Here is a 21,989-nt window from a genome sequence, read left to right as displayed (position 1 = left end):
CGCAAATGGCCTACGCCCTCGACCAAGCACCGGACGATCTCGCCGCCTTGCGCCAGGCCTACCGAGAAATGGATTCGCTGATCGACGAAAACCTGGCAAAGATGCCCTATCCCCAGGCCCAGACCAACCTCAGCGCCACCCGCAGCCTGATGCGCGACTACCTGCAAAGCCTTGACCGGCTTCTGCAACAAGGCACAGGGCAACTGGGCGGCGCCGTCGGCAAGCAACAGCTTGAACGGGTACTGCTGGCAATTGAACAGGTCAATGCGCTGATCACTCAACAGAACGCCGTCAGCGCGCATGAATTCAGCCAACGCCGCAGCCTGATGCTTGGCCTGTTCTGCCTGACCTTGCTGCTCGCCTGCCTGGTTGCCTGGCTGCTGATCCGCCAGATCTGCACACCCCTGCAGCAAGCCCTCGACATGGCCCGCCACATGGGCGAAGGCGACCTGCGCGCCATCACACTCGCCGAACGTCACGATGAGTTCGGGCTGCTGCTACGAGCATTGCAGCGCAGCAGAGGCAACCTGCGTGACATCTTGCAACGTATCGGGCAGGTGACCGCTCGGCTGGCCGACGCCTCCACCTCACTAGCCTGCGTGATCGAGCGCACCAGCCACGGCGCCATCAGCCAGCAGGGCGAAACCCATCAGGTAGCGACCGCCATGAGCCAGATGGCGTGCGCGGTACAGGACGTCGCGCAGAACAGTTCGCTGGCCAGTGCCGCCACCCGTGAAGCCAGCGACCAGGCCGCACTGAGCCACCAGGTGGTGATCGACACCCAACGCCAGGTTATCCAACTGGCCGAGGACATCGACGACAGCACCGAGGCCGTACAGCAACTGTCAGCCGCCACCGAGCAGATCGGCAACATCATGACCGTCATTCATTCGGTGGCTGAACAAACCAACCTGCTGGCCCTCAATGCCGCGATCGAGGCCGCACGCGCTGGCGAGGCCGGACGCGGCTTCGCGGTCGTCGCCGACGAAGTGCGCGGCCTGGCCCAACGGACCCAGCGCTCCACCGCCGAAATCGAGACACTGGTCGCCACGCTGCAGACAGGCGCGCGCCGCGCGGTGGAACGGATGCATGACAGTCGTCATGTTGCCGGCGACACTGTGCAACTGGCCAACCAAGCCGGCGCAGCGTTACAGGTCATCACCCGTAGCGTCGATGATATCCAAGACATGAACCAGCAGATTGCCGCCAGCACCGAACAACAGAACGCCGTGGTCGAGACCATTCGCGGCAATGTCGACAATGTGCGGGATGTGGCCAAGCATTCGCTCGAAGCCACTCGGGAAATTGAATTGGCATCGACGGGGCTCAAGCACTTGGGCGATGAACTAGAGGGGCTGGTTGGCAATTTCCGCCTGTGAGCAGTTGCCACGGCAAACATCAGGCACAAAAAAAGCGACCCTGAGGTCGCTTTTTTTGTAGCTTCGAGGTGTTCAAGGGCCTCGAGGCAAAGATGGCGCAGCGGACGGGACTCGAACCCGCGACCCCCGGCGTGACAGGCCGGTATTCTAACCGACTGAACTACCGCTGCGTATCGTTCGGGCTTACACCCGATTGAAACTGGGATCTGAGCTTTCAAGCGCTGGAGCGCGAAAGCCAGGCACAAAAAAGGCGACTTGTAATCGCCCTTTCTGGTTTGCCTTGAGCTGTTCAAGGGGCTCGTGGCAGAAGATGGCGCAGCGGACGGGACTCGAACCCGCGACCCCCGGCGTGACAGGCCGGTATTCTAACCGACTGAACTACCGCTGCGTATCGTTCAGGCTTGCGCCTGATTGAAACTGGGATCTGGCCTTGCGGCCTCAGATCGGTGCAAGCACCCACCTGGATAAAAATGGCGCGGCGGACGGGACTCGAACCCGCGACCCCCGGCGTGACAGGCCGGTATTCTAACCGACTGAACTACCGCCGCGCAGTGCTGGACTTGCGTCCTGTTCCTCTCTGCCAACTGGCTTCTTTCGAAACCGCTGAACCAGGAACGTCTCAGGAAGTGGTGGGTGATGACGGGATCGAACCGCCGACCCTCTGCTTGTAAGGCAGATGCTCTCCCGGCTGAGCTAATCACCCCCGCGATGTTGCTTGTTGCGTTTGCTTCGCTGAGGCCGCGAAATTTACGCAGGTACCGATGCTAAGTCAATACCCCCATTGAAGTTTTTTTCAAAAAGAGGGAAAACGCCCTGCTTCACTAATGGTATTTCGGTTGTTCGCACCGGCCCTTTCGCGGGCAAGCCCGCTCCCACAGACAAACCCGGCTTCTGAAACCTGTGGGAGCGGGCTTGCCCGCGAAAGGGCCGGTACAGGCAAATGCAAGAAGGGGACCTTTCGGTCCCCTTCTCAACCAAGGCACAAGCCTCAGGCGTAGATCATCTTGCGCGTCATCCCGCCATCGACCACGAACTCCTGGCCAGTGACAAACCCCGCCTGGCGCGACAGCAGCCAGGCCACCAGCGCCGCCACGTCTTCCACCGTACCGACCCTGCCCGCCGGGTGCTGGGCATGGTCGGCCTCGCTCAACGGCTCGGCACGGCGTTGCGACGGGTCACGGGCATCGATCCAGCCCGGGCTGACCGCGTTAACGCGAATCTCCGGCCCCAGGCTCATGGCCAATGCGTGGGTCAAGGCCACCAGACCGCCCTTGCTCGCCGCATAGGCCTCGGTATCCGGTTCCGATTGCCGGGCGCGGGTGGACGTCAGGTTGACGATCGCCCCGCCATGGGCGCGCAGGTACGGCGCGCAATGCTTGGCCAGCAGCATGGGACCATTGAGGTTGACCGCCAGGACACGGCTCCACTGCGCCAGCGACAGGCTCTCGAGGGTCTGGTTGTGCGGATTGGCAATCGCCGCGTTGCACACCAGCGCGTCCAGGCGCCCAAACCGCCCCAGCACCTCGGACACCCCGGCACTGACCTGGGCTTCGTCAGCCACATCCATGCTGATGAATGAGGCGTTACCACCCAGTGCCTTGGCTACCCGTGGCCCGCGCTGGCGGTCAAGGTCGCTGAGCACCACCTGCCAGCCTTCACAGACCAGCCAGGCGGCGATGCCCAGGCCGATGCCGCGCGCGGCACCGGTCACCAGGGCTACCCGACCGTTATGGTCCGGCTCGCCACCCTTCCAGTCGATCACAGCGCCGCCAGGCCGCGCGCCAGATCCGCCTGCAGGTCGGCAACGTCTTCAAGGCCGACCGCCACGCGAATCAGACTGTCACGGATACCCGCCGCCGCACGCTCCTGTGGCGTCAGACGGCCATGGGAGGTGGTTGCCGGGTGGGCGATGGTGGTCTTGCTGTCCCCCAGGTTGGTGGTGATCGAGACCACCCGGGTCGCGTCGATGAAGCGCCATGCGCCTTCCTTGCCGCCCTTGACCTCGAAGCTGACTACCGCACCGAAACCGCTCATCTGGCGCTTGGCCAGCTCATGCTGCGGGTGGCTCGGCAAGCCGGCATAGTGAACCTTCTCGATGCCGTCCTGGCGCTCCAGCCATTCGGCCAGCGCCTGGGCGCTCTCGCAGTGGGCGCGCATGCGCAGCTTGAGCGTTTCCAGGCCCTTGGTGAAGATCCAGGCGTTGAACGGGCTCAGGGTCGGGCCCGCAGTGCGCAGGAAGCCCACCACCTCTTTCATCTGCTCGGCGCGGCCGGCCACCACACCGCCCATGCAACGGCCCTGGCCGTCGATGAACTTGGTCGCCGAATGGAACACGATGTCGGCACCCAGCTTGAGCGGCTGCTGCAAGGCCGGGGTGCTGAAGCAGTTATCGACAACCAGCATCGCGCCACGGGCGTGGGCGATCTCGGCCAGGGCGCTGATATCCACCAGTTCGGCCAACGGGTTGGACGGCGACTCGACGATCAGCAGCTTGGTATTGGCCTTGATGGCCTGCTCCCAGCCGCCCAGGTCGACCAGCGGCACGTAGTCCACCTGCACGCCAAAACGCTTGAAGTACTTCTCGAACAGGCTGATGGTCGAGCCGAACACGCTTTGCGACACCAGCACATGGTCGCCGGCGCTGCACAGCGACATGACCACGGCGAGGATCGCCGCCATGCCGGTGGAGGTGCCCACGGCCTGCTCGGCGCCTTCCATGGCCGCCAGGCGCTCTTCGAACGCGCGCACGGTGGGGTTGGTGTAGCGCGAATAGACATTGCCCGGCGTTTCGCCGGCAAAGCGCGCGGCAGCGTCGGCGGCCGTGCGGAAGACATAGCTGGAAGTCAGGAACAGCGCTTCGCTGTGCTCGGCCTCCGGTGTACGGTTCTGACCGGCGCGCACCGCCAGGGTGTCGAAACCGACACCCTCGAGGTCACTGTCCAGTCGACCGGCATCCCATTGATCGGTCATGCCGTCGCTCCCAAATCAGTTGTTGTACAGGTCGATGATCGCGCTGACCGCCTGGTTCTTCACCTTGGCCAGGTCGTTACGAGCCTGCTCGATGCGCTCGAGGTAGGCTTCGTCGATATCGCCGGTGACATACTCACCGTTGAACACCGCGCAATCGAAATGCTCGATCTTGATCTTGCCGCCCCCGACCGAGTCGATGAGGTCCGGCAGGTCCTGGTAGACCAGCCAGTCGGCGCCGATCAACTCGGCCACCTGTTCGGTGGTACGGTTGTGGGCGATCAGTTCGTGAGCGCTCGGCATGTCGATGCCGTAGACGTTGGGGTAGCGCACCGCAGGGGCCGCGGAGCAGAAGTAGACGTTCTTGGCGCCGGCTTCGCGGGCCATCTGGATGATCTGCTTGCAGGTGGTGCCGCGTACGATCGAGTCGTCCACCAGCATCACGTTCTTGCCGCGGAATTCCAGTTCGATGGCGTTGAGCTTCTGGCGTACCGACTTCTTGCGCGCGGCCTGGCCGGGCATGATGAAGGTACGGCCGATGTAGCGGTTCTTGACGAAGCCTTCGCGGAACTTGACGCCCAGGTGGTTGGCCAGCTCCAGCGCGGCGGTGCGGCTGGTGTCGGGGATCGGGATGACCACGTCGATATCGTGGTCCGGACGCTCGCGCTGGATCTTCTCGGCCAGCTTCTCGCCCATGCGCAGGCGCGCCTTGTACACCGAAACACCGTCGATGATCGAGTCCGGACGGGCCAGGTAGACATGCTCGAAGATGCACGGCTGCAGTTTCGGGTTTTCCGCGCACTGCTTGGTGAACATCTGCCCGCCTTCGGTGATGTACACCGCCTCGCCCGGGGCCAGGTCGCGGATCAGGGTGAAGCCGAGCACGTCCAGGGCCACGCTTTCCGAAGCGATCATGTACTCGACGCCTTCGTCGGTATGACGCTGGCCGAACACCACCGGGCGGATGCCGTTGGGGTCGCGGAAGCCGACGATGCCGTAGCCGGTGATCATCGCCACCACCGCATAGCCGCCGACACAGCGGCTATGCACATGGGAAACGGCGGCGAACACGTCTTCCTCGGTCGGCTGCAACTTGCCGCGTACCGCCAGCTCGTGGGCGAACACATTGAGCAGCACTTCGGAATCGGAGTTGGTGTTGACGTGGCGCAGGTCGGACTCGTAGATCTCCTTGGCCAACTGCTCGACGTTGGTCAGGTTGCCGTTGTGCGCCAGGGTGATGCCATACGGCGAGTTGACGTAGAACGGCTGGGCCTCGGCCGAGGTCGAGCTGCCGGCGGTCGGGTAGCGCACGTGGCCGATACCGATGCTGCCCACCAGGCGCTGCATGTGGCGCTGCTGGAAGACGTCGCGCACCAGGCCGTTATCCTTGCGCAGGAACAACCGGCCGTCGTGGCTGGTCACGATACCGGCAGCGTCCTGGCCGCGGTGCTGGAGCACGGTTAGCGCGTCATACAGCGCCTGATTGACGTTCGACTTACCGACGATACCGACGATGCCACACATGCGACGCAACCCCTACTTTGATGAAACTTGAGTGAAAAGCGCTCAGGGCCGGGTAGGTCCGAGCAGCTGTTCCTTGAACGGAAGGTCAACGGGTGCGCTGACCCCACTGGACATCCACTGGCCGGTGAACCCGAGGATCAGGTTCTTCGACCAGTCGGCTACCAATAGAAATTGTGGTATCAGGCGCGATTCCTGCCACCACGGATCCTGCTGTACCGGCCCCAGGCTCAGCAGCCCGACGGCCACCACCACCAGCAGGGCGCCGCGCGCGGCGCCGAAGGCCATGCCGAGGAAACGATCGGTGCCGGACAACCCGGTCACGCGGATCAGCTCGCCGATAAGGAAGTTGAGCATCGCCCCCACCAGCAAGGTGGCGACGAACAAAATGGCGCAGCCGGCAATGACCCGTGCGGAAGGGGTCTGAATATAGCTTTCCAGGTACTGTGACAACGACCCGCCGAACATCCAGGCCACCGCACCGGCGACTATCCAGATGAGCAGGGACAAGGCTTCCTTGACGAAGCCGCGCTTGAGACTGATCAGCGATGAAATGGCGACGATCACGATGATCGCCCAATCAACCCAGGTAAATGCCACGGTGCTGCCTGCCGACGTTTGAGGCGGCGCATTTTACCAGAGCAAAGGGCTTGGGGGTAAGCGGAATGTCAGGCGTTTGAAGGGCTGGAGGCTGACTTTGGGGACAGCTTTGTGCCCCCTGAAAAGCCCTCGCGAGGCAATCCCACGCCGGCAAAATCCTGCACGCACCTGTAGGAGCGGCCTTGTGTCGACAGTCAGGCGTCAGCCACGCTCCGGCTGGAAGCGCACCACGATGCCCTTGAGGTTTTGCTGGCGGTTGATCACATCACGCAGGCGCTCGGCCTCGGCGCGCTCGATCAGCGGCCCGACGAATACCCGGTTCATGCCATCCGCCGAACGGATATAGGCGTTGTAGCCTTGGCTGCGCAGGGTCTTCTGCAGGTTTTCGGCACCGGCCCGATTCGACAGGCTGGCCAGTTGGATCGACCAGCTCACCGGCAGGCCGTTGACATCGATCTTCGACGGCGCGGCAGGCTTGGCGGCGGGCGCCACACTCGGCGCAGGCGTCGGACGCGCCTCCACCTTGGCGACCGGCGGCGTCGGTACCGGGGTCTGCGGCTTGGGCTGCGCATGCGGGGTAACGGCGGTTACCGGCGCGATAGGCTGGCTCGGCGTCGTCACCGGCGCCGTGGACTCGTTGACCACCACCGGCGGCTGCTCGTTCTGCTCCGGCAACGGCTGAGGCTCCAGCACCTGGACCGGCTCCACCTGCACTTGCGGTAGGCTCGGCATGGCCGGCGCCTCGGGCGCCTCGACACGCACCTGGCGCATCTCGTCCTCGCGGGTGAACAACATCGGCAGGAAGATCACCGCCAGCGCCACCAGCACCAGCGCACCGACCATGCGCTGTTTCATTCCTTTATCCAGCACTGCCATCTACTCCATCCTCTGGGACCTGCCGCTCGAGCCAGGCCAAGGCCTCGCCGACGCAGAAAAACGAACCGAACAGCAGGATCTGGTCATCCGCCGTCGCCTGCGCGCACTGCCCCTCGAGGGCCGCGGCGACACTGGGGTAAGACTTCACCGTCGCGCCGAGGTTCGTCAAGGCCTGGGCCAGCTCCGTGGCCGGACGGCTGCGTGGCGTGGCGAGCGGCGTCACTGCCCATTCATCGACCAGGGCATGCAAGGGCGCGAGCACGCCCTCCAGGTCCTTGTCGGCGAGCAGGCCGAACACCGCCAGGCGCCGCCCTCGCGGTGCACGTGCCGCCAGGCGGCGGGCCAGGTACTCGGCCGCATGTGGATTGTGACCGACATCCAGCATCAGCTCGACGCGCCTGCCCTTGAAGCTCAGCTCGCGCCGGTCGAGACGCCCGGTGATGCGCGCTGCCTGCAACGCTTGGCGCACCTGCGCCTCGTTCCAGGGCAGGCCCATAAGCAGGAACGCCTGCAGCGCCAGGCTGGCGTTCTCCATCGGCAGGTCGAGCAATGGCAAGTCATGCAGCTGAACCGTCGCGCCGTCGAGCCGGCGGCCATGCCATTGCCAATGCTCAGCACTCACGGCCAGGTCGAAATCGCGGCCACGCAGGAAGAACGGGCAGTTGAGCTCGCGCACCTTGTCCAGCAACGGCTGCGGCGGGTCCAGGTCACCGCACAAGGCCGGCTTGCCGGCGCGGAAGATCCCGGCCTTTTCGAACGCCACCGACTCGCGGGTGTCGCCAAGGTAATCGGCATGATCGACGCCGATGCTGGTGACCAGCGAAATATCGGCATCCACCAGGTTGACCGCATCCAGCCGGCCACCCAGGCCGACCTCGAGCACCACGGCATCCAGGGCGGACTGCCTGAACAGCCAGAACGCCGCCAGCGTGCCCATCTCGAAGTAGGTCAGCGAGATCTCGCCCCGCGCCGCCTCGACGGCAGCGAAGGCTTGGCACAGCTGCTCATCGCTGGCTTCGGCGCCGTCGAGCAGCACCCGCTCGTTGTAGCGCAGCAGGTGCGGCGAGCTGTAGACCCCGACCTTGAGCCCCTGGGCTCGCAGCAACGCAGCAACGAAGGCACAGGTCGAACCCTTGCCGTTGGTACCGGTAACCGTCACCACGCGTGGCGCCAACCGCCCCAGCCCCAAGCGAGCCAATACCTGCTGCGAGCGCTCCAGGCCCATGTCGATGGCCGAAGGGTGCAGCTGTTCGAGGTAGGCGAGCCAGTCGCCCAGGGAGCGCTGGTTCATCACGCGACCGCAGCGACCTCTTTGGCCGCTTCCGGGGTGGCCTGGCCGGTCATCTGCGCCAGCAGGCGAGCCAGGCGCGGACGCAGCTCTTCGCGGGAGATGATCAGGTCGATGGCGCCGTGTTCCAGCAGGAACTCGCTACGCTGGAAGCCTTCGGGCAGTTTCTCGCGTACAGTCTGCTCGATCACCCGCGGGCCGGCGAAGCCGATCAGCGCCTTGGGCTCACCGACGATCACATCGCCGAGCATCGCCAGGCTGGCCGAAACGCCGCCGTAGACCGGATCGGTCAGTACCGAGATGAACGGAATGCCTTCTTCGCGCAGACGCGCCAGCACTGCGGAGGTCTTGGCCATCTGCATCAGCGAGATCAGTGCTTCCTGCATGCGCGCACCGCCAGAAGCGGAGAAGCAGACCATCGGGCAACGATGCTCCAGGGCGTAGTTGGCGGCACGCACGAACCGCTCACCGACGACGGCGCCCATGGAACCGCCCATGAAGGAGAACTCGAAGGCGCTGACCACGATCGGCATGCCCATCAGGGTACCGCTCATGGAAATCAGCGCGTCCTTCTCGCCGGTCTGCTTCTGCGCAGCGGTCAGGCGGTCCTTGTACTTCTTGCCGTCGCGGAACTTCAGGCGATCGACCGGTTCCAGGTCGGCACCCAGCTCGGCGCGGCCTTCTGGATCGAGGAAGATATCGATGCGCGCACGGGCGCCGATACGCATGTGGTGGTTGCACTTAGGGCAGACGTCGAGGGTCTTTTCCAGCTCCGGGCGATACAGCACGGCTTCGCAGGACGGGCACTTGTGCCACAGCCCTTCCGGCACCGAGCTCTTCTTCACCTCGGAACGCATGATCGAAGGGATCAGTTTGTCTACCAACCAGTTGCTCATGCTTGCTTTCTCCAGTATTGGCCGGGGGACCCTGACGGCCCTGCCCTGCCCTTGAGCTCAAATTCTTGTGTAAAGCGACGATGGGCCGGCCATGGCCTCGCCATGCACCGCCCCACCTTCAATTTTTCCCCGGCCTGCCCCGCGCACTGGCGCGGCCTGGCAGCACCGGGCTGCGAAAGCTATGGACGATGGCGCGCGGCCAGCCGTCACATCCGCATTCACGCCTGTTTCACCGCCTGCATGAAGGCGTCGATCTTCGCCGCATCCTTGATGCCCTTAGCCTGCTCGACACCGCCACTGACATCCACCGCATAGGGGCGTACCTGGCGGATGGCCTCGGCGACGTTGTCGGCCGACAGACCGCCGGCAAGGATGATCGGCTTGCTCAGGCGCCGCGGAATCAGTGACCAGTCGAACGCCTCGCCGGTTCCACCTGGCACCCCCGGCACATAGGCGTCCAGCAGGATGCCGCGCGCACCGGCGTAGTGGCGACAGGCGGCTTCCAGGTCATCCCCCGGACGCACCCGCAGGGCCTTGATCCAGGGGCGATGATAGCCCTCGCAATCGGCCGGGGTTTCATCGCCGTGGAACTGTAGCAGGTCCAGGGAAACCACTTCGAGGATCTCGTTGAGCTCACAGCGCGAGGCGTTGACGAACAAGCCCACGGTGGTCACGAACGGCGGCAGCGCCTCGATGATCGCCCGCGCCTGGCGAGCATCCACCGCCCGCGGGCTTTTCGCATAGAAGACGAAACCCAGGGCATCGGCGCCAGCCTCGACGGCGGCCAGGGCGTCCTCGATACGGGTAATCCCGCAGATCTTGCTGCGAACATTGCTCATGGGCGGCGGACCTTGAGTGATCGGAAAGGCGTCGATGGTAGCAAATGCCCCTTGCCCCGTCAGTCCGCCAACGCCTCGTAGCCGGTAAGAAAGTGTGGGCCGATGTAACGCTGCGGCAGCGCGTACTCTGGCGGATACTCCACCTGCACCAGGTACAGCCCGTAAGGGTGCGCGGTCACCCCGCCTTCGCGGCGATTGCGCCCCTCGAGCACCTCGCGCGCCCATTCCACTGGGCGCTCGCCAGCGCCGATGGTCATCAGCACACCGGCGATGTTGCGCACCATATGGTGCAGGAACGCCGTGGCCCGCACGTCCAGCACGATCATCTGGCCGTGACGGGTGACGCGCAGATGGTGGATATGCTTGATTGGCGACTTGGCCTGGCACTGACTGGCACGGAAGGCGCTGAAGTCATGGGTGCCCAGCAGGTATTGCGCCGCCTGGGCCATGCGCTGGACATCCAGTGGCCGGTGATTCCAGGTCACCTCCTCGGCCAGGTGCGCCGGGCGGATCGGGTCGTTGTAGATCACATAGCGGTAGCGCCGGGCACAGGCCTTGAAACGGGCATGGAAATGCGCCGGCATGGGCGTGGCCCAGACCACGCTGATGTCGTGGGGCAGGTTGAAGTTGGTGCCCAGGGTCCAGGCGCGCTCATCGCGCACGGCGCGGGTATCGAAATGCACGATCTGCCCGCAGCCATGCACCCCGGCGTCGGTACGCCCGGCGCAGATCACGCTGATCGGCTCGTCGGCCACCTTCGACAACGCCTGCTCCAGTGCTTGCTGGACGCTGGGCACGCCGCTGGCCTGGCGCTGCCAGCCGCGGTAGCGCGAACCTTTGTATTCCACGCCCAGGGCGATACGGGTGTAGCCTTCGGCCGCCGATTCGGCGGCGGCGGTGTCGATGATGTCCAAAGCGCGGCAAACCTGATGATGAAACCAAAGGCGGGAGTATACCGACAAACCGCGAAACGATCGCACAGACCTCAAGCCATGCGCATCTCCTGAGGAGCCAGCCTTGCTGGCGAATCAGGCACCGCGCTGCCCGGCACCGGCTGCGCCGGTGTTCGCGGCTGAAGCCGCTCCCACAGGAATCGCGCCGACCTCAGGGCATGCACCACACCTGTGGGAGCGGGCTTGCCCGCGAAGCAAGCGACGCGGTGTCTGGCACCGGCTATGCCGGTGTTCGCGGCTGAAGCCGCTCCCACAGGAATCGCGCCGACCTCAAGGCATGCACCACACCTGTGGGAGCGGGCTTGCCCGCGAAGCAAGCGACGCGGTGTCTGGCACCGGCTATGCCGGTGTTCGCGGCTGAAGCCGCTCCCACAGGGACCGCACTGGTCTCAGGTTGTGCGAATCTTCTGTGGAAGCGGGGCGCCAGAGCGGTCGCACCAATATCAGACCAGGCGCGAGAGCATCTCGTTGGCTTCCTGGCGCTGGCTGTCGTCGCCGTCCTTGACCACCTCGTCAAGGATATCGCGGGCACCCTGATGGTCGCCCATGTCGATATAGGCACGAGCCAGGTCAAGCTTGGTGGCCACTTCATCGCTACCGGAGAAGAAGTCGAAGTCCAGGTCGTCCAGCGGCTCGGGCTCCAGCGCGGCATCCTCGGCGGTGAAGGTCGGCGTGGCCGGCGCAGCGGCGTCGAGGTTCTGCGACAGCTTGTCCAGCTCGGCGTTGACGTCGTCCAGCTCGGAAGCGAAGTTCTTCGCTGCTGGCGAATCGTCCTCCAGCGACAACGACAGGTCGAAGTCGTCAGGCAGCTCCAGCTCGGAAATCGGGTCGAACTCCGGCATCGACTCGAATGCCGCCAGTTCCGCGGCCACATCCACCGGCGCTTCCTCGGTACTGGTCGGGACCTCTGGCTCAGCGACATCCAGGTCGAAATCGGCCAGGTCGTCGACGTTTTGCGGCGTGGCCTGGGCCTGGGCGAGCAACGCCTCGAAATCGTCATCGGCGTCGCTGGCCGGGGCGACAGGCGCTGGCTCAGCCTCCGCCACCACCGGCGCCGCGGCCGGGGCGATATCTTCCAGGCCCGACAGGTCGAGTGCGTCCGCCACCGACAGGTCATCCACAGGCAGGTCATCACCCAGGCTCAGGTCGAAAGCACTGTCCAGGTCGTCCTCTTCGATGGCCGGCGCCAGAGCGGCTTCAGGCTCGGCCGCGACGACCGGTTCGGGCTCGACCGCCGCTGCGGGCTCAGGCTCGGCCTCCACCGCTGCCGGCTCCTGGTCCTGCAGCAGCTCCTGAACGTACTGCTCGTCCATCTCCGCCGCCAACGCCGCGGCGCCGGCCGCAACGGCCGCGACACCCAGCATGGCCGGGAAGCGCTCCTTGAGCGAGGCGACCTCGGCCTGGTTCTGTTCGTTGTCTTGCAGCTTGCGCTCCTGGCCAGCGAAGGCGTCCTGATCACCCTGGCGGGCGTAGACCTCCATCAGCTTCAAACGCAGGTCACTGCGCTGTGGGTCGGAAGCGACGGCAGCTTCGAGCAGGTCAGCGGCGTGATTGAGACGGCCACGGGCCAGGCTTTCTTCGACCTCGGCAAGCAGCGCCGCACGCGGGTCCACGGCTGGCGCCGGTACCTCGACAGGTGCGGACGCAGCAGGTTTCTCGGCAGCTGTCGCAGCGGCGGCCGAAGCGGCGACCACGGCAGGCGCCAGGGTCACGCTCGGCGCCGAGACGTCCAGGCCTTCGAAGCTGCTCGGTGGCAGGTCCAGGTCAGGACCACGCTCCCCTTCCTCAGCCAACGCCCGCGCCATGCGCAGGTGCTTCTCTGCCTCCTGCTGGGCCTTGCGCTTGCGCGCCAGGAGCAACAGCAACAACAGCAGGACCAGGAACGCGGAGCCGGCAATCAGCCCCAGCAACAGCGGGTTGCCCAGCAGCTCGTCGAGCACGCCTGGTGTTTCATCTACCGGTGCTGCGGGCGCGGCATCCTGTGGCGCGGTGTCGGCGGCGGCCGGCGCCGGAGTGACCACTGGCTCGGCCGGTGTCAGTTGCGCGTTGACCGCTGGCTGCGCCGGAGCAGGTTCGCCCGGCAGTGCCGCAGGTGCCGTTGGCGCAGGCGCTGCGCCCTGCGCTTCGAGGCGCGCCAGTTGGTCGTTCTTCAGTTCGATCAGACGCTGCAGCTTGTCCAGCTGGCTCTGCAGGTCGGCCATGCGGCTCTTGAGTTCATCGTTGTCGCGACGGCTGGTGTCGAGGCTTTCCTGGGCCACGGCCAGCTTGTCGCTGAGGGCCTTGGCCTGCCCCGCCGCCTTGCCACCGGGCGCCACCAGACGCAGGTTGTCACCCTGGGCAATGCGCGCCGGCGCGGCGCCGGCCTCGCCACGGCGAGTGGCGTCCAGCTGCCGGGCACGCGGACCGAGACGACGGCCCTCGCGCCAGGCGGCATACTGCTCGGCCACTTCGCGGTTGGCTTCGCCCTGGGCAATGCTCTGCACCTGCTGTTGATCAGGCAAGCGCAGCACCTGACCGGTCTTGAGCTGGTTGATGTTGTTGCCGATGAAGGCGTCCGGGTTCAACGCCTGGATCGCCAGCATGGTCTGCTGGATCGAACCGCCATTGGTGTTGCGCGCGGCGATCTGCCAGAGGGTGTCACGGCGCTTGGTGGTGTAGTTGCCTGTGCTCACCGGCGGGTTGACATTGGCCGGCGCCGGCTCGCTGCCCTGGGCCTTGGCCTGGTCGAGCAACACGCTGTAGTCGCGCATCAGGCGGCCCTGGGGCCACATGACCTGGACCAGGAACTTGACCACGGGCTCGGGCAAGGCCTTGCTCGAGGTGACCCGCAGCACGCTGCGCCCGTTGGGGTTGATCACCGGGGTGAAGGTCAGGTCCTCGAGGTAAGGCGGGAAGGCCACCCCGGCCTTGGCGAACTCTTCCGGTGGCGCCAGGCTGGGGGCCATCTGCGCCGCGGTGAGGTCGCGCACGTCGAGCAGTTCGATCTCGGCATCCAGCGGCTGGTTCTGCGCCGACTTCAGGGTCAGCTCCCCCAACCCCAGGGCGTTCGCCACGCCGGACGACAGCGCCGAGGCTGCCGCGATGGCCAGAACCAGTTTGCGAATTCGAAGCATGAACTCTTCCCTTGTAAGAACCGTCCCAAAAACCCTGTTGCGGTGCAGGACAAAATAGCTCGCAGTATCTTTTACGCCATGTGTTTTATCAACAATTGCGCGGTCTGCACGGCGTTGAGCGCCGCGCCTTTGCGCACATTGTCGGTGGTCAGCCAGAGATTGAGCTGCTGGTCTTCATCGACACCATGGCGTACACGTCCAACATAGACCACGTCCTGGCCCACCGCGTCACCCACTGGCGTCGGATAATCGCCGGGCTCGACCAGCTCGATGCTGTCGGCAGCATCCAATGCGGCGTTGACCGCCGCCAGGTCGACCGGGCGACGGCTCTGCACCGCCACACTGAAGCTATCGCCGAAAAACACCGGGACTTGAATGCAGGTCACGGAAATCTTCAACTGTGGCAGGTCGAGCAACTGACGCAGTTCGCCGACCAGCCGGCGCTCTACCGCCGTATGGCCCTGCTCGTCGGGCGTGCCGACCTGGGGCAGCAGGTTGAACGCGACCTGGCGGTCGAAGAAGCGTGGCTCCAGGGGACGCGCGTTGAGCAGTTCGGCGGTCTGGCGGGCGAGTTCGCTGACGGCTTCCCTGCCCTGCTCTGAAACAGCCAGGCAGGCATTGACCTGCACACGCTCGATGTCGAGCAGGCCCTTGAGCGGTGCCAGCGCCACCGCCAAGGCCACCGCGCCGGCGCTTGGGCTGGTGATCAGCGCGGGCTGCGGCAGTTCGGTGATGCGCTTGCCATTGGCTTCCGGGACCAGCGCGGTAGCACCGTCCAGCGCGCCGGACAGGTCGATCACCGCGCAGCCGGCGGCGCTGGCCTTGGGCGCGAAGCTGCGGGTTACGGCGGGGCCAGCGGCGAAGAACACCAATTTCACCTGGGCGAAGTCGAAGCTGTCCACTTCGCGGACCTTCAGTTTCTTGCCGGCGAACATCACGCTGCTGCCTGCCGATTCCATGCTGGCCAGCAGGTGCAATGTGGCTACCGGGAAGGCCAGTTCCTCGAGGATCTGCACGAGGGACTCACCGACAGTGCCGGTGGCGCCGACTACGGCGATATCTAGGGCGGTGGGGGTCATGGGATCTGTTCCTTTCTGCGAGGGGTACGGCGGGGGAGCGGCACTTTACTTGGATTGTGGGGTGGGGGGGTAGGTTCGGGTTCGGGTTCGGGTTCGGGTTCGGGTTCGGGTTCGGGTTTTATAGCGTGGGTTTTGATCTCTTTATGCGCATTCGTAGATGATGTCGACATTCAGTCACCTTTTCGCCCTTACGGCGACCTACTTTTGCACGCGGGCAAAAGTAGGCAAAAACCGCTCGCTCCATTCATCCGGCCCCTACGCTTCGCTCCGGGGTTCCCTCGCTCCGTTCTTGCTCCCGGGAGGACCGCGCTGAACGCCCCATCCTGGGGCGCAGCGCTTGACGGGCATCCATGCCCGTCACCTCCCTTCGCAAGAACTCCGCTCGGCCTCCTGAAGTCGCAATTGGTGGCGCCTGAACTATCGCGCGCTTAGAAGCAAGAGCAAGAGCAAGAGCAAGAGCAAGAGCAGAAGTTTTAAATTGATTTCTGGCAGTTCTTTAAATATTGACTGCTCCGACCCTTTCGCGGGCAAGCCCGCGAAAGGGCCCTGGAGATCACAGATATGCAACTAGCGACAGCTGCGCCAGTGCAGGCGCCGCCCCTAACTTCGCGACTTCAGGAGGCCGAACGCAGGCCTTGCGGAGGGAGGTGACGGGCATGGATGCCCGTCAAGCGCTGGGGCCCAGGATGGGCCCTACAGCGCGGTCCTCCCGGGAGCAAGGCCGGAGTGAGGGAACCCGGAGCGAAGCGTAGGGCCGGATGAATGGAGCGCCACGGCTTTGGTTACTTTGGCCACGACCAAAGTAACCCGCCGTAAGGGCGGAAAGGTGAATAAGCGTCGACATCGCAAATGAATGCAAATAAAAACATCAAAACAAACAACAAACAACAAACAACAAACAACGAACAACGAACAACGAACAACGAATCTGACACCCATAAAAAAACCCGCATCACTCTCGCAATACGGGTTCTTCAAAATCCCAACTCAAACCACCCAGATCACCGCTCCAGCAAAATCCGCAACATGCGTCGCAGCGGCTCGGCAGCGCCCCACAGCAACTGGTCGCCAACGGTGAAGGCCCCGAGGTACTGCGACCCCATGTTCAACTTGCGCAACCGCCCAACCGGTACATTCAGGGTCCCGGTGACGCTGGTAGGACTCAGCTCCTTCATGCTGATCTCACGCTGGTTCGGCACCAGCTTCACCCAAGGGTTGTGCTGGCTGATCATGCCTTCGATATCCGCCAGCGGCACGTCCTTGTTCAGCTTGATGGTCAGCGCCTGGCTGTGGCAACGCATCGCGCCGATACGCACGCAGATGCCATCGACCGGGATCGGGCTCTTGAAACGGCCGAGGATCTTGTTGGTCTCGGCCTGGGCCTTCCACTCTTCACGACTCTGCCCGTTCGGCAGTTCCTTGTCGATCCACGGAATCAGGCTGCCAGCCAACGGCACGCCAAAGTTCTCGGTGGGGAAACCTTCGCCACGCATGGTTTCGGCAACCTTGCGATCGATGTCGAGGATGGCGCTGGCCGGGTTGGCCAGGTCGTCGGCGACAGCGGCATGGATACCGCCCATCTGCTTGATCAGCTCGCGCATGTTCTGCGCGCCAGCACCAGAGGCCGCCTGGTAGGTCATGGCGCTCATCCACTCGACCAGGCCAGCTTCGAACAGCCCACCCAGGCCCATCAGCATCAGGCTGACGGTGCAGTTGCCGCCGATGTAGTTCTTGGTGCCCGCGTCCAGCTGCTGGTCGATGACCTTGCGGTTGACCGGATCGAGGATGATCACCGCGTCATCCTGCATGCGCAGGGACGAGGCGGCATCGATCCAGTAACCCTGCCAGCCGGCTTCGCGCAGCTTGGGGAACACTTCGTTGGTGTAGTCGCCACCCTGGCAGGTCAGGATCACGTCGAGGGTCTTGAGCTCGTCGATGCTGTAGGCGTCCTTGAGCGGGCCAGTGTCCTTGCCCACGTTCGGGCCTTGGCCACCGACGTTGGAGGTGGTGAAGAACACCGGCTCGATCAGGTCGAAGTCCTGCTCTTCGAGCATCCGCTGCATGAGCACGGAACCGACCATTCCACGCCAACCGATCAGACCTACACGTTTCATCGCAACTACACCTTTGCTAAAAGTGGGCCGCCACCGGGAGTTTTTGGTGGCGGGCCAGAGAGATTACAGATTCCGCAGCGCTGCGACTACTGCGTCGCCCATTTCCTGCGTGCCTACCTTGCGGCAGCCCTCGGAGAAGATATCGCCAGTGCGCAGGCCCTGGTCCAGCACATGACTCACCGCCTGCTCGATCGCCTCGGCGGCGGCGCTCTGGTTGAAGCTGTAGCGCAGCATCATCGACACCGAGAGAATGGTCGCCAGCGGGTTGGCGATGCCCTGCCCGGCGATGTCCGGGGCCGAGCCGTGGCACGGCTCGTACATGCCCTTGTTGTTGGCGTCCAGAGACGCCGACGGCAGCATGCCGATGGAACCGGTGAGCATGGAAGCTTCATCCGACAGAATGTCGCCGAACATGTTGTCGGTGACCATCACGTCGAACTGCTTGGGCGCGCGCACCAGCTGCATGGCGGCGTTGTCGACGTACATGTGGCTCAGCTCGACGTCCGGATAGTCCTTGGCCACGTCCTCGACCACTTCGCGCCACAGCTGGCTGGAGGCGAGGACGTTGGCCTTGTCCACCGAGCACAGCTTCTTGCCACGCACGCGGGCCATGTCGAAGCCGACCCGGGCGATGCGACGCACTTCGCTTTCGCTGTACGGCAAGGTGTCGTAGGCCTGGCGCTCACCGCCTTGCAGCTCGCGCTGGCCGCGCGGGGCACCGAAGTAGATACCGCCAGTCAGCTCGCGGACGATGAGGATATCCAGGCCGGAGACGATCTCGGGCTTGAGCGACGAAGCGTCGGCCAGTTGCGGATAGAGGATGGCCGGGCGCAGGTTGGCGAACAGGCCCAGTTGCGAGCGGATCTTCAGCAGACCCCGCTCGGGGCGAATATCGCGCTCGATCTTGTCCCACTTTGGCCCGCCCACCGCGCCCAGCAGCACGGCATCGGCCTGGCGCGCACGCTCCAGGGTCTCGTCGGCCAGCGGCACGCCGTGCTTGTCGATGGCGGCGCCGCCGATCACGTCATGGCCCAGGGTGAAACCGAGCTGGAACTTGTCGTTGGCCAACTCCAGCACCTTGACCGCTTCGGCCATGATTTCCGGGCCAATGCCGTCACCTGGGAGAATCAGAATCTGCTTGCTCATGCGTTCCTCTATCCAATCAAGCGGCGCGCCCCGCAGGCGCGCCGAAGTACTTCAGTGTCCATGCCCCCTTGCCCGGGGGCAAGCGCTCAGTCAGGCGTCACGGAACAGCCAGGGCTGGCTGGCGCGGTGCTTGCCCTCGAACGCCTTGATCGCCTCGCTGTCCTGCAGGGTCAGGCCGATATCGTCGAGGCCGTTGAGCAGGCAATGCTTGCGGAAGGCGTCGATCTCGAACTTCAGCACCTTGCCGTCCGGGCGGGTCACTGCCTGGGCCTCGAGGTCGATGGTCAGCTGGTAGCCCGGGTTGGCCTCGACCTGTTTGAACAGTTCGTCGACCTCGGCGGCCTCGAGAATGATCGGCAACAGGCCATTCTTGAAGCTGTTGTTGAAGAAGATGTCGGCGAAGCTCGGCGCGATCACGCTACGGAAGCCGTATTCGTCGAGCGCCCACGGCGCGTGCTCGCGACTCGAGCCACAACCGAAGTTCTCACGGGCCAGCAATACGCTGGCGCCTTGGTAACGAGCGTGGTTGAGCACGAACTCCTGGTTCAGCGGGCGCTTGCTGTTGTCCTGGTAGGGCTGCCCCACATCCAGGTAGCGCCATTCATCGAACAGGTTGGGGCCGAAGCCGGTGCGCTTGATCGACTTGAGAAACTGCTTGGGAATGATCTGGTCGGTGTCGACGTTGGCACGATCCAATGGCGCGACAAGACCGGTGTGCTGGGTAAAGGCTTTCATGCTGCGCTCCCTTGGATCAACTCGCGGACGTCGATGAAGTGGCCGGTCACCGCGGCGGCGGCGGCCATGGCCGGGCTGACCAGGTGGGTGCGGCCACCGGCGCCCTGACGCCCCTCGAAGTTACGGTTGGAGGTGGACGCGCAATGCTCGCCACTCTCCAGGCGATCCGGGTTCATCGCCAGGCACATCGAGCAACCGGGTTCACGCCACTCGAAGCCGGCCTCGAGGAAGATCTTGTCCAGCCCTTCGCGCTCGGCCTGGGCCTTGACCAGGCCCGAGCCCGGCACCACCAGCGCCTGCTTGACGTTGGCGGCAACCTTGCGACCCTTGGCGATTTCGGCGGCGGCGCGCAGGTCTTCGATACGCGAGTTGGTGCACGAGCCGATGAACACGCGGTCGAGCTTGATCTCGGTGATCGCCTGGTTGGCGGCCAGGCCCATGTACTTGAGCGCGCGCTCGATCGAGCCACGCTTGATCAAGTCAGGCTCGGCGGCCGGGTCCGGCACGCGCTGGTCGACGGCCAGGACCATCTCCGGCGAAGTGCCCCAGCTGACCTGCGGCTTGATCTGCGCGGCGTCAAGCTCGACCACGGTGTCGAACACCGCGTCGGCATCGGACACCAGGCCCTTCCAGGCCTCGACGGCCTGAGTCCACTGCTCGCCCTTCGGCGCGTACGGACGCCCTTCGACATAGGCAACGGTAGTGCCGTCCACAGCCACCAAGCCCACGCGGGCACCGGCCTCGATGGACATGTTGCAGATGGTCATGCGGCCTTCCATCGACAGCTCGCGGATGGCGCTGCCGGCGAACTCCATGGCATGGCCATTGCCACCCGCGGTGCCGATCTTGCCGATCACGGCAAGGACGATGTCCTTGGCGGTAACGCCAGATGGCAACTGGCCGTCGACGCGCACCAGCATGTTCTTCATTTTCTTGGCCACCAGGCACTGGGTAGCGAGCACATGCTCGACCTCGGAAGTGCCGATGCCGTGGGCCAGGGCGCCGAATGCGCCGTGGGTGGAGGTGTGCGAGTCGCCGCAGACCACGGTCATGCCCGGCAAGGTGGCGCCCTGCTCCGGGCTGATGACGTGGACGATGCCTTGACGCTCGTCATTCATCTTGAATTCGACGATGCCATATTCGTCACAGTTCTCGTCGAGGGTCTGTACCTGCAGACGCGACACCTGGTCGGCAATGGCCGCAATGCCGCCCTTGCGCTCTGGCGTGGTCGGCACGTTGTGGTCAGGAGTGGCGATGTTGGCATCGATGCGCCACGGCTTGCGGCTGGCCAGGCGCAGGCCTTCGAACGCCTGGGGCGAGGTCACTTCATGGATGATGTGGCGGTCGATGTAGATCAAGGACGAGCCGTCATCACGGCGCTTGACCTCATGAGCTTCCCAGAGTTTGTCGTAGAGCGTTTTGCCAGCCATCAGACTGTTCCTCATCAGCGTCTTTCTATGCCAAAGACCCCTTGGCTTGTACGGACGATGCTATGGCGATAGATTGAATAACTCAAATTCATAATTTTCATGCTTTGCATAACCATCAGGAATTCAAATAGATGGACCTGGCCAACCTCAGCGCCTTCATCGCCATCGCCGAAACCGGCAGCTTTTCTGGAGCGGGCGGGCGCCTGCACCTGACCCAGCCAGCCATCAGCAAGCGCATCGCCGGGCTCGAGCAGCAACTGGACGTGCGCCTGTTCGACCGCCTCGGCCGCGAGGTGACCCTGACCGAGGCCGGCCGCGCCCTGTTGCCGCGCGCCTACCAGATCCTCAATGTGCTCGATGATACGCGCCGCGCGCTGACCAACCTCAGCGGGGCGGTGAGCGGTCGCCTGACCCTGGCCACCAGCCATCACATTGGCCTGCACCGCCTGCCGCCGTTGCTGCGCGCCTTTACCCGCCAATACCCGGCAGTGGCGCTGGACATCGAGTTCCTCGACTCCGAAGCCGCCTACGACGAGGTGCTGCATGGCCGCGCGGAAATCGCTGTGATCACCCTGGCGCCCGAACCGCACCACCTGGTCCGCGCCGTGCCGGTCTGGAACGACGCGCTGGACTTCGTCGCCTCGCCCGAGCACCCGCTGGCCAGCAACGGCGTGGTGAGCCTGGCCGACGTGGCCCGCCACCCGGCGGTGTTTCCCGGTGGCAACACCTTCACCCACCATATCGTCCAGCGCCTGTTCGAAAGCCAGGGCCTGGCGCCGAACATCGCCATGAGCACCAACTACCTGGAAACCATCAAGATGATGGTGTCCATTGGCCTGGCCTGGAGCGTGCTGCCACGCACCATGCTCGACGAGCAGGTGGCGCCCATCGCCCTGCCAGGCATACAGCTGTCGCGCCAGCTAGGCTACATTCTGCACACGGAGCGTACGCTGTCGAACGCGGCCAGGGCCTTCATGGCGCTGCTCGACAGCTACGCAGGATCCGCCTGAGCGGTCGTCAGCGCACAAGGACGCTTCATTCGCCAAAGGTCTG

At 64.5% G+C, this 21,989-nt stretch carries 17 protein-coding genes, 4 tRNA genes and 1 pseudogene; 3 read left to right on the top strand and 19 right to left on the bottom strand.

The features are described 5' to 3' along the window. Positions 1–5 precede the first annotated feature (5 nt). Positions 6–476 (top strand): annotated as a pseudogene (locus HU772_RS25210) (hypothetical protein); the annotation flags it as partial. A 189-nt stretch (positions 477–665) separates the two neighbouring features. Then, positions 666–1,379 (top strand): methyl-accepting chemotaxis protein, encoded by a 714-nt coding sequence (locus HU772_RS25205; RefSeq protein ID WP_437182428.1) that lies wholly within the window; start codon positions 666–668, stop codon positions 1,377–1,379. Between the two features lie 93 nt (positions 1,380–1,472). Here the strand turns inward: HU772_RS25205 and HU772_RS07795 are convergent. The 19 genes from HU772_RS07795 to leuC all read right to left on the bottom strand — a co-directional run bounded on the left by HU772_RS07795 (position 1,473) and on the right by leuC (position 20,936). After that, positions 1,473–1,549: transfer RNA gene (locus HU772_RS07795), tRNA-Asp, on the bottom strand. 141 nt (positions 1,550–1,690) lie between these two features. Beyond that, positions 1,691–1,767: transfer RNA gene (locus tag HU772_RS07790), tRNA-Asp, on the bottom strand. Between the two features lie 83 nt (positions 1,768–1,850). Further along, positions 1,851–1,927 (bottom strand) — tRNA-Asp (locus tag HU772_RS07785). A gap of 79 nt (positions 1,928–2,006) precedes the next feature. Further along, positions 2,007–2,082: transfer RNA gene (locus tag HU772_RS07780), tRNA-Val, on the bottom strand. A gap of 285 nt (positions 2,083–2,367) precedes the next feature. Next, the gene (locus HU772_RS07775; RefSeq protein WP_186662756.1) at positions 2,368–3,141 is read right to left on the bottom strand and encodes an SDR family oxidoreductase; all 774 of its coding nucleotides are present in this window, start codon (positions 3,139–3,141) and stop codon (positions 2,368–2,370) included. Continuing rightward, positions 3,138–4,349, bottom strand: a complete 1,212-nt coding sequence (locus HU772_RS07770; RefSeq protein ID WP_186662757.1) for an O-succinylhomoserine sulfhydrylase — start codon at positions 4,347–4,349, stop codon at positions 3,138–3,140. The genes HU772_RS07775 and HU772_RS07770 overlap by 4 nt, the downstream gene beginning before the upstream one ends. Before the next feature lie 15 nt (positions 4,350–4,364). Next, positions 4,365–5,870 (bottom strand): amidophosphoribosyltransferase, encoded by a 1,506-nt coding sequence (gene purF / locus HU772_RS07765; protein WP_186662758.1) that lies wholly within the window; start codon positions 5,868–5,870, stop codon positions 4,365–4,367. 42 nt (positions 5,871–5,912) lie between these two features. Further along, positions 5,913–6,467: a CvpA family protein gene (locus HU772_RS07760; protein ID WP_186662759.1), complete on the bottom strand. Its 555-nt coding sequence runs from the start codon at positions 6,465–6,467 to the stop codon at positions 5,913–5,915. 201 nt (positions 6,468–6,668) lie between these two features. Continuing rightward, on the bottom strand, positions 6,669–7,343 hold the full coding sequence (locus HU772_RS07755; RefSeq protein ID WP_186662760.1) for an SPOR domain-containing protein: 675 nt from the start codon (positions 7,341–7,343) through the stop codon (positions 6,669–6,671). Then, positions 7,327–8,634, bottom strand: a complete 1,308-nt coding sequence (gene folC, locus HU772_RS07750; RefSeq protein ID WP_186662761.1) for a bifunctional tetrahydrofolate synthase/dihydrofolate synthase — start codon at positions 8,632–8,634, stop codon at positions 7,327–7,329. The genes HU772_RS07755 and folC overlap by 17 nt, the downstream gene beginning before the upstream one ends. After that, positions 8,634–9,527: an acetyl-CoA carboxylase, carboxyltransferase subunit beta gene (gene accD, locus HU772_RS07745; RefSeq protein ID WP_186662762.1), complete on the bottom strand. Its 894-nt coding sequence runs from the start codon at positions 9,525–9,527 to the stop codon at positions 8,634–8,636. The genes folC and accD overlap by 1 nt, the downstream gene beginning before the upstream one ends. A 218-nt stretch (positions 9,528–9,745) precedes the next feature. Next, positions 9,746–10,366: a phosphoribosylanthranilate isomerase gene (locus tag HU772_RS07740; protein WP_186662763.1), complete on the bottom strand. Its 621-nt coding sequence runs from the start codon at positions 10,364–10,366 to the stop codon at positions 9,746–9,748. A gap of 59 nt (positions 10,367–10,425) precedes the next feature. Next, on the bottom strand, positions 10,426–11,280 hold the full coding sequence (truA, locus tag HU772_RS07735; protein ID WP_186662764.1) for a tRNA pseudouridine(38-40) synthase TruA: 855 nt from the start codon (positions 11,278–11,280) through the stop codon (positions 10,426–10,428). Between the two features lie 482 nt (positions 11,281–11,762). After that, positions 11,763–14,432, bottom strand: a complete 2,670-nt coding sequence (locus tag HU772_RS07730; RefSeq protein WP_186662814.1) for a FimV/HubP family polar landmark protein — start codon at positions 14,430–14,432, stop codon at positions 11,763–11,765. A gap of 71 nt (positions 14,433–14,503) precedes the next feature. Next, positions 14,504–15,511, bottom strand: coding sequence for an aspartate-semialdehyde dehydrogenase (locus tag HU772_RS07725; RefSeq protein WP_186662815.1), 1,008 nt, complete (start codon positions 15,509–15,511; stop codon positions 14,504–14,506). Between the two features lie 1,001 nt (positions 15,512–16,512). Beyond that, complete coding sequence (asd, locus tag HU772_RS07720) at positions 16,513–17,625, bottom strand: aspartate-semialdehyde dehydrogenase (RefSeq protein ID WP_186662713.1); 1,113 nt, start codon at positions 17,623–17,625, stop codon at positions 16,513–16,515. 63 nt (positions 17,626–17,688) lie between these two features. Then, positions 17,689–18,771 (bottom strand): 3-isopropylmalate dehydrogenase, encoded by a 1,083-nt coding sequence (gene leuB, locus HU772_RS07715; RefSeq protein ID WP_186662712.1) that lies wholly within the window; start codon positions 18,769–18,771, stop codon positions 17,689–17,691. A gap of 90 nt (positions 18,772–18,861) precedes the next feature. Then, positions 18,862–19,506 carry a 3-isopropylmalate dehydratase small subunit gene (gene leuD, locus HU772_RS07710; protein WP_186662711.1) on the bottom strand — a complete coding sequence of 215 codons (645 nt, stop codon included), beginning with the start codon at positions 19,504–19,506 and terminating at the stop codon, positions 18,862–18,864. Then, positions 19,503–20,936: a 3-isopropylmalate dehydratase large subunit gene (gene leuC, locus HU772_RS07705; protein WP_186662710.1), complete on the bottom strand. Its 1,434-nt coding sequence runs from the start codon at positions 20,934–20,936 to the stop codon at positions 19,503–19,505. The genes leuD and leuC overlap by 4 nt, the downstream gene beginning before the upstream one ends. A gap of 131 nt (positions 20,937–21,067) precedes the next feature. On the opposite strand from leuC, the gene HU772_RS07700 reads away from it, so the two are divergent. Next, positions 21,068–21,946, top strand: a complete 879-nt coding sequence (locus tag HU772_RS07700; RefSeq protein WP_186662709.1) for a LysR family transcriptional regulator — start codon at positions 21,068–21,070, stop codon at positions 21,944–21,946. The last annotated feature ends 43 nt before the right edge of the window (positions 21,947–21,989 follow it).

The organism is Pseudomonas xantholysinigenes, from assembly GCF_014268885.2.
Lineage (GTDB): Bacteria > Pseudomonadota > Gammaproteobacteria > Pseudomonadales > Pseudomonadaceae > Aquipseudomonas > Aquipseudomonas xantholysinigenes.
The sequence above is the reverse complement of the archived record's forward strand: the minus strand, read 5'-3'. Positions and strand labels throughout refer to the sequence as shown.